The following is a 5,728-nucleotide window of genomic DNA, read 5'->3' on the forward strand; positions in this document are numbered from 1 at the left end:
AGGCGCCGGGCCGCGAGACCGCCGGCCGGGTCACCCGCACCCAGCTGCGCGAGATCGCCGAGAAGAAGATGAAGGACCTCAACGCCAACGACGTCGAGTCCGCCGCCCGGATCATCGAGGGCTCCGCCCGCTCGATGGGCCTCGAGATCGTGGAGCGCTGAGCATGGCCAAGCAACCCAAGCGCAAGCAGAAGTGGGAAGGCGACACGAGCGTCGCTCACGCGCTTCCCGAGGCCGTCAAGCTGGTCAAGGCCAACGCCAACGCCAAGTTCGACGAGACCGTCGAGATGGCGGTGAACCTCGGCGTCGATCCGCGCCACGCCGACCAGCAGGTCCGCGGCGTTGTCTCGCTGCCCTCCGGCACCGGCCGTGACGTCCGTGTCGCCGTCATCGCCAAGGACGCCAAGGCCCAGGAGGCCACCGCCGCCGGCGCCGACATCGTGGGCGCCGAAGACCTGGTGGAGCGCATCCAGGGCGGCTTCATGGAGTTCGACCGGGTGATCGCCACCCCCGACATGATGGCCCTCGTCGGCCGGCTCGGTAAGGTGCTCGGCCCGCGCGGCCTGATGCCGAACCCGCGCGTCGGAACCGTGACGCCCAATGTCGGCCAGGCGGTCAAGGACGCCAAGGGCGGCGCCATCGAGTTCCGCGTCGAGAAGGCGGGCATCGTCCACGCCGGCGTCGGCAAGGCTTCCTTCACCGAGGAGCAGCTCACGGCCAACGTCCGTGCGCTGATCGAGGCGCTGAACCGCGCCAAGCCGTCCGGCGCCAAGGGGACCTACATCAAGAAGATCAGCCTCTCCTCGACCATGGGACCGGGCATCAAGGTGGACGCCGGCTCCTTCGGCGCCTGAGAGTTGGCCGCGATCGGGCCTATCAAGGAGCGGCGGCGACGCCGCTCCTTTTGCATTTGGGAGACCCTCATGCAGGTGAGCCTGGAATCCGCGGCCGACAAACGCGCTGTCGTCGAGAACCTGTTCCAGTTCTACGTGCACGATTTCGCGGACTTCTGGGAGGCGCGGCGGACGGACTTCGGCGAAGACGGCCGCTTCGGGAGCTATCCGCCGCTCGCCGCCTATTGGACGGAGCCTGGCGCGCAACCCTACCTGATCCGCGCCGACGGCAGGATCGCCGGCTTCGCGCTGATCGACCGGCATGCTCACTCCGGTCTTCCCACCGATTTCAACATGGGCGAGTTCTTCGTCGCCCGGCACTACCGCCGCGAGGGCGTCGGCCGGGCCGCCGCGCTGGCCGCCATCTGTCCGCGGCGCGGCCTGTGGGAGCTTGCCGTGGCGCGCAGGAACACCGGCGCGCTCGCCTTCTGGCGCGGCGTCGCGGCGCAGATCGCGACCGGCGCCGTGGACGAGCGCGATCAGGATGACGACCGCTGGAATGGAGCGATCCTCAGGTTCGTTGTGCGTTGACAGAATGGCTGCGGGGCGACCAAGCTACCTCCCGCGCTGTAGGGCGCACCGGCGAAAGCCGACGGGGCCATGCCCGCCTACGATTCGTATCCCGTAGCGCGCCATGTCCAGTGTCGAGAACCTCCGCAAGCAGGCCAAGCTCTATGTCCGCTGGCACCGTGAGCGCCGGCATACCGTCGCGGCGATCATCTGGGATGTGCTGCCAGGCTTCGCCAACCTGACCGACGGCGAGGTCCTCGATCACCCGTTCCGGCTCGCCGACGCCCAGGCGCTTGTGGCCCGCCGCGCTGGATACGAGAGCTGGCGGGCGCTGAAGCAAGGACAACCCCGCATGACGGACGAATCCCGCGCCGACTATCCTTCTCAGCCGATCCTCCTGAACATCGAACCGACCGTGTTCGTCACCGACTTCCAGCGCAGCCTCGCCTTCTATGTCGACCAGCTCGGCTTCAAGATCGGCTTCACCTACGGCGAGCCGCCCTTCTATGGCCAGGTGGTGCGGGACGCTGCGCTGCTCGACCTCCGCCTCGTGCATCAGCCGGTGGTCGATCGCTCGCGGGACCCCGACCTGCTATCGGCCTCCATTTGGGTGAGCCACGCCAAGCAGCTGTTTGTCGAGCTACAGGCGCGCGGCGCGTCGTTCCACCAGGCCCTGCGGCGCGAGCCGTGGCACGGGCAGGGCCAGGGCGGCTTCATCGTGCGCGATCCCGACGGCAACCTGATCAGCTTCGGCGGGCGCACCGATTAATCCCGGTTTGATTTTGCGCGTCGGCTCCTGTATGTGGCCGCCCTTCTAGAGTTTCGCCCTGCCGCAAGACGGGGCGGGCAGGGGAGTTCGCTCCCTTGCTCCTGTCCGAGAACTGCGGGGATCCAGGGGCCGCCTGGAGCCGTAACGCGGGGGAGAGCCCTTCCCCGGCCGCCGGGAGACGGGAAGATGACGCTTCCGCATCGCCGCGCGTGCGCGGCCGGGCGCGGGGCTGCGGCTTCTCAAGGACAGGTTCGACCGGCGGAGCCCCAGACGATCGGGGCGCGCCGAACCATGCGGCGTGCGGGCTGTTCCGGGCGTCGAACCGACCTCAAAGGAGCCGCAATGGACCGCGCTCAAAAGCAGGAGAACGTCGAGGCGCTGAAGGGCGTCTTCACCTCCGCCGGCGCCGTGGTCGTGACCCACTACCTGGGTCTGACCGTTGCGGAAATGACCGATCTCAGGGGCCGCCTCCGCCACGAAGGCGCGCAGCTCAAGGTGGTGAAAAACACCCTGGCCCGGAAGGCGCTGGACGGTTCGCTCGGCGAAGCGGGCGAGGCCCTCTTCAAGGGCCCCGTCGCCATCGCCTTCGCGCCGGATCCGGTCTCGGCCGCCAAGGTCGCCACGCAGTACGCCAAGGACCACGAGAAGTTCTCGGTGATCGGCGCGCTGATGGGCGAGCAGGTGCTGGACAAGGCGGCGGTCACGTCGCTCGCCAGCCTGCCATCGCTCGACCAGCTGCGCGGCAAGATCATCGGCCTTCTCCAGGCCCCGGCCACCAAGGTCGCGGGCGTGTTGCAGGCCCCCGCCGGCCAGCTGGCGCGGGTGCTCAACGCCTTCGCTACCAAGGACGCCGCCTAACGCGTCATCTTCCCGCCAACCCTATCGTTCAAGGACCGAAACCATGGCCAATCTGCAAGAGCTGGTGGACAACCTGTCCGCCCTGACCGTCCTGGAAGCCGCCGAGCTTTCCAAGATGCTGGAAGACAAGTGGGGCGTCTCGGCCGCCGCGCCGGTGGCGGTCGCCGCCGCTCCGGGGGCGGGCGGCGCGGGCGCAGCCCCGGCCGAAGCCGCCGAAGAGCAGACCGAGTTCACCGTCGTGCTGACCGCGGGCGGCGACAAGAAGATCAACGTGATCAAGGAAGTCCGCTCGGTGCGTCCCGACCTCGGCCTGAAGGAAGCCAAGGACCTCGTCGAAGGCGCCCCCCAGAACGTCAAGGAGAACGTCTCCAAGCAGGAGGCCGAGGAGGTCAAGAAGAAGCTCGAGGAGGCCGGCGCCTCCGTCCAGATCAAATGAGCGCGGCGCCGGCAGGCGCCCGGTTCATGCGGGCGAACGCCGGGATTCAGACCATCGGCGGGGCCGGGGCGCGATCCCGGCCTTGTTTTTTCTCCTGACAGGGGAAGTGCTGGCCGTGCCGGCGCGTCTCCGCCTCTCGGTTTCGCCTGGGCGGAGAAGGCGGACGCCTCCCTGTCACAAACATGAACGGCGGCTGAACGGGTTGGAACTTCCGGCCGCCTTCGTGGTTTCGAGTGTGCGCGACCAGCGTAGACTATCGGAAGCTAGCACACTCGGGACACGCCCGAGAAAAAGAGGCGACGTGAGGTACTCCACCCCGCGTCGCCTCACTTTTTTGTTCGGAAATGCCGGCCGGGGGCTTCCCTCCGGGGCGGAAAGCGCCTATTTCGGCTCCCTTCGCGAAATCATTCGATTCCCGCACCGCTTTCGCGCGTGTTGCTCCGAGGCATGGTCCGCCGCCCTCCGACCATGCGAAGGAGCGCTCCCGACGTCACCAGGGAGCCAATCCGGCGTCCGCTCCGCCAACCGGCGGAGAGCCGAGGGTGGACGCAGGAAACCAGACCAGACGCCGGGACTCCGTCCCGCTCGCGTCCCAAGGGAACAACATGGCGCAAACCTTCACCGGCAAGAAGCGGATCCGGAAGTCGTTCGGCCGCATCCCCGAAGCCGTGCAGATGCCGAACCTCATCGAGGTTCAGCGGTCTTCCTACGAGCAGTTCCTGCAGCGCGAGGTCCGCTCCGCCGACCGCGGCGACGAGGGCCTGGAGGCGGTTTTCAAGTCGGTCTTCCCGATCAAGGACTTCAACGAGCGCGCGGTGCTCGAGTACGTCTCCTACGAGTTCGAGGAGCCGAAGTACGACGTCGAGGAATGCGTGCAGCGCGACATGACCTACGCCGCGCCGCTCAAGGTCAAGCTCCGCCTGATCGTCTTCGAGACCGACGAGGAGACCGGCGCCCGCTCCGTGAAGGACATCAAGGAGCAGGATGTCTACATGGGCGACATCCCGCTGATGACCGAGAAGGGCACCTTCATCGTCAACGGCACGCAGCGGGTGATCGTCTCCCAGATGCACCGTTCGCCGGGCGTCTTCTTCGACCACGACAAGGGCAAGACGCACGCCTCGGGCAAGCTGTTGTTCGCCGCGCGAGTGATCCCCTACCGCGGCTCCTGGCTCGACTTCGAGTTCGACGCCAAGGACATCGTCTACGTCCGTATCGACCGGCGGCGGAAGCTGCCGGCCACGACGTTCCTGATGGCGCTGGGCATGGACGGGGAGGAGATCCTCTCCACCTTCTACGACACGATCTCCTACGAGAAGCGGCCGGAGAAGAAGGGCAAGGCGGGCGGCTGGACCACCGCCTACAAGCCCGATCGCTGGCGCGGCGTGAAGCCGGACTTCGCCCTGGTCGACGCCGACACCGGTGAGGAGATCGCGCCCGCCGGCCAGAAGATCTCGGCGCGCAACGCCAAGCGCTTCGCCGACAGCGGCCTGAAGACATTGCTGCTGCCGCCCGAGGCGCTCACCGGCAAGTACCTGGCCGCCGACCTGGTCAACCCGGAGACCGGCGAAATCTACGCCGAGGCCGGCGACGAACTGGACCCGGCGCTGCTCGCCGCGCTGGAGGAGCAGGGCTTCACGACGATCAACGTCCTTGACGTCGACGAGCTCACCCTCGGCGCCTACATGCGCAACACTCTGCGGGTCGACAAGAACGCCGCCCGCGACGATGCCCTGTTCGACATCTACCGCGTCATGCGCCCCGGCGAGCCGCCGACGGTGGAAGCCGCCGAGGCGATGTTCAAGTCGCTGTTCTTCGATTCCGAGCGTTACGACCTGTCCTCGGTCGGCCGCGTGAAGATGAACATGCGGCTCGAGCTGGACTGCCCGGACGACATCCGCGTGGTCCGCAAGGACGATGTGATCGCGGTCCTGAAGACCCTCGTCGGCCTGCGCGACGGGCGCGGCGAGATCGACGACATCGACAACCTCGGCAACCGCCGGGTCCGCTCGGTGGGCGAGCTCCTGGAGAACCAGTACCGCGTCGGACTGCTGCGAATGGAGCGGGCGATCAAGGAGCGGATGAGCTCTGTCGACATCGACACGGTCATGCCGCACGACCTGATCAACGCCAAGCCGGCGGCGGCCGCAGTGCGGGAGTTCTTCGGTTCCTCGCAGCTTTCGCAGTTTATGGACCAGACGAACCCGCTCTCTGAAATCACGCACAAACGCCGCCTTTCGGCGCTTGGCCCGGGCGGTCTGAC

The 5,728-nt window shown here is 67.5% G+C and carries 5 protein-coding genes and 2 pseudogenes; all 7 read left to right on the forward strand.

The window, feature by feature from the left end; all coding sequences use genetic code 11:
- Positions 1 to 161: pseudogene (gene rplK, locus Q0W60_RS17120) on the forward strand (50S ribosomal protein L11); the annotation flags it as partial.
- A gap of 2 nt (positions 162 to 163) precedes the next feature.
- A complete protein-coding gene (gene rplA / locus Q0W60_RS17125; RefSeq protein WP_297697291.1) occupies positions 164 to 853 on the forward strand; it encodes a 50S ribosomal protein L1 in 690 nt (229 codons plus the stop codon).
- 69 nt (positions 854 to 922) lie between these two features.
- Positions 923 to 1,423 (forward strand): GNAT family N-acetyltransferase, encoded by a 501-nt coding sequence (locus tag Q0W60_RS17130; protein ID WP_297697292.1) that lies wholly within the window; start codon positions 923 to 925, stop codon positions 1,421 to 1,423.
- Between the two features lie 103 nt (positions 1,424 to 1,526).
- A complete protein-coding gene (locus tag Q0W60_RS17135) occupies positions 1,527 to 2,171 on the forward strand; it encodes a VOC family protein (RefSeq protein WP_297697293.1) in 645 nt (214 codons plus the stop codon).
- Between the two features lie 342 nt (positions 2,172 to 2,513).
- A complete protein-coding gene (rplJ, locus tag Q0W60_RS17140) occupies positions 2,514 to 3,029 on the forward strand; it encodes a 50S ribosomal protein L10 (protein ID WP_297697294.1) in 516 nt (171 codons plus the stop codon).
- Between the two features lie 43 nt (positions 3,030 to 3,072).
- Positions 3,073 to 3,465: a 50S ribosomal protein L7/L12 gene (rplL, locus tag Q0W60_RS17145; protein ID WP_297697295.1), complete on the forward strand. Its 393-nt coding sequence runs from the start codon at positions 3,073 to 3,075 to the stop codon at positions 3,463 to 3,465.
- 605 nt (positions 3,466 to 4,070) lie between these two features.
- Positions 4,071 to 5,728: pseudogene (locus Q0W60_RS17150) on the forward strand (DNA-directed RNA polymerase subunit beta); the annotation flags it as partial.

It is taken from the genome of Phenylobacterium sp. (assembly GCF_025934275.1).
Lineage (GTDB): Bacteria > Pseudomonadota > Alphaproteobacteria > Caulobacterales > Caulobacteraceae > Phenylobacterium.